Origin of the sequence: Saccharomonospora saliphila YIM 90502, from assembly GCF_000383795.1 — a bacterium.
Lineage (GTDB): Bacteria > Actinomycetota > Actinomycetes > Mycobacteriales > Pseudonocardiaceae > Saccharomonospora > Saccharomonospora saliphila.
In genome coordinates this window covers 1-2,215 of sequence record NZ_KB912614.1, presented here as the reverse complement: position 1 = coordinate 2,215, position 2,215 = coordinate 1, and the positions used below count along the sequence as shown (strand labels likewise).

Below are 2,215 nucleotides of genomic sequence, written 5' to 3'. Positions count from 1 at the left end.
CACGGCAGCGCGACCCCGGAGGCGAGCAGGCGCGCCCGGCGCCTGGCCTCCGCCCCGCCCGGCGCGGGCGCGTAGCGGTACAGGCCCTTCAGCAACGCCGTGACGTCGAGGTCCTCCGGCTCGGGTGGTTGCGGGTAGGGCTCGTTGTAGACGGTGAGGTAGTACCAGACGGCCTCGGCGTCCTCGCCGTACATGCGCCGCAGACCGTCGCGGACGATGTGAGCCACCTCGAAGGCGAACGCCGGGTCGTAGGCCACGCACGCCGGGTTGGTCGAGGCCAGCAGCGGCGAGTGCCCGTCCTCGTGCTGAAGCCCCTCACCGTTGAGCGTGGTGCGCCCTGCCGTGGCGCCCACGAGGAACCCCCGGGCGAGCTGATCGGAAAACGCCCACGCCGCGTCGCCGGTGCGCTGGAAACCGAACATCGAGTAGAACAGGTACACCGGGATCATCGGCTCGCCGTGGGTGGCGTAGGCGGTGCCCGCCGCCGTCGCCGAGGCCATCGACCCGGCCTCGCTGATGCCTTCGTGCAGGATCTGACCGGCCCGCGACTCCTTCCAGGACAGCAGCAGCGTCCGGTCCACCGAGTCGTAGGTCTGGCCGCGCGGCGAATACACCTTCGCGGTGGAGAACAACGAGTCCATCCCGAAGGTGCGGCCCTCGTCGGGCACGATCGGCACGAACCGGTGCCCGATCTCCGGGTCGCGCATCAGGTCCTTGAGCAGCCGCACGAACGCCATCGTCGTCGCGACCGGGTGGTGTCCGGACCCGGCGCGCGGTGCCGCGTACACCTTCTCGGCCGGGCGCGGCAGCCGGGCGTCGACGTCCCGCCGCGCCGGCACGAACCCGCCGAGGCGCGTGCGCCGGTCGAGCAGGTAGCGCACCTCGTCGGACTCGGCGCCCGGGTGATAGTAGGGAGGCAGGCCCTCCGCCATGCCCTCCTCGATCGCCGCGTCGGTGACCGGCAGTTCCAGCCGGTCGCGGAACAGCTTCAGATCGGCGGTGGACATCGTCTTCATCTGGTGGTTGGCCATGCGGGAGGCCATCGAGTGCGGCAGTGTCCAGCCCTTGACCGTGTGGGCGAGCACCACCGTCGGTTGCCCGGTGTGCTCCGTGGCGGCCCGGTAGGCGGCGAAGATCTTGCGGTAGTCGTGCCCGCCACGCGGCAGCCGCTCCAGCTCGGAATCCGACAGCGGCTCCGCCAGCGCGCGCAGACGCGGGTCGCGGCCGAAGAAGTGCTCGCGGATGTAGGCACCGGACTCGGTGGCGTAGGTCTGGAACTGCCCGTCCGGCGTGGCGTTGAGCGCCTCGACGAGCACGCCGTCACGGTCGGCGGCCAGGAGCTTGTCCCATTCCCGCCCCCACACGACCTTGATCACGTGCCAGCCCGCGCCCCGGAAGAAGGCCTCGAGTTCCTGCATCACCTTGCCGTTGCCGCGCACCGGACCGTCGAGCCGCTGCAAATTGCAGTTGACGACGAAGGTGAGGTTGTCCAGCTCCTCCCGTGCCGCGAGCCCGATCGCGCCGAGCGACTCCGGTTCGTCCATCTCCCCGTCGCCGAGGAAAGCCCACACCCGCCGGCGGGACGTGTCGGCGATTCCGCGCGCGTGCAGGTAGCGGTCGAACCGCGCCTGGTAGATCGCGTTGAGCGGCCCCAGGCCCATGGACACGGTGGGAAACTCCCAGAAGTCCGGCATCAGACGCGGGTGCGGGTACGACGACAGCGACCGCGCCGCCCCGCCCCGGGAGAGCTCCTGCCGGAACCCGTCGAGCCGCTGCTCGCCGAGGCGGCCCTCCAGGTACGCGCGCGCGTACACGCCGGGGGAGGCGTGTCCCTGGAAGAACACGTGGTCCCCGCCACCGGGATGATCCTTGCCGCGGAAGAAGTGATTGAACCCGACCTCGTACAGCGACGCGGCCGACTGGTAGGTGGCGATGTGCCCGCCGACGCCGATCTCGGGGCGGTTGGCGCGCGTGACCATCACGGCGGTGTTCCAGCGCATGATGCGGCGGATACGGCGTTCGAGGGCCTCGTCGCCCGGAAACCATGGCTCCTGCTCGGTGGAGATCGTGTTGACGTAATCGGTGGACAGCGGCGGCGGTACGCCGAGGCCCAGCGCACGCGCCTGGTCGAGCATCCGCAGCACGAGCACGCGGGCGCGGTGCGGCCCCGCCGACTCGACCACCGCGCGCAGCGCGTCGGTCCACTCGCGGCTCT

1 protein-coding gene is annotated in these 2,215 nt (G+C 71.1%); it reads right to left on the bottom strand.

Translation table 11 applies throughout. From position 1 onward, the window contains the following. Nucleotides 1–2,215, bottom strand: a 2,215-nt coding sequence (aceE, locus tag SACSA_RS0101995; protein WP_019813071.1) for a pyruvate dehydrogenase (acetyl-transferring), homodimeric type, incomplete at both ends; no start/stop codon positions are given.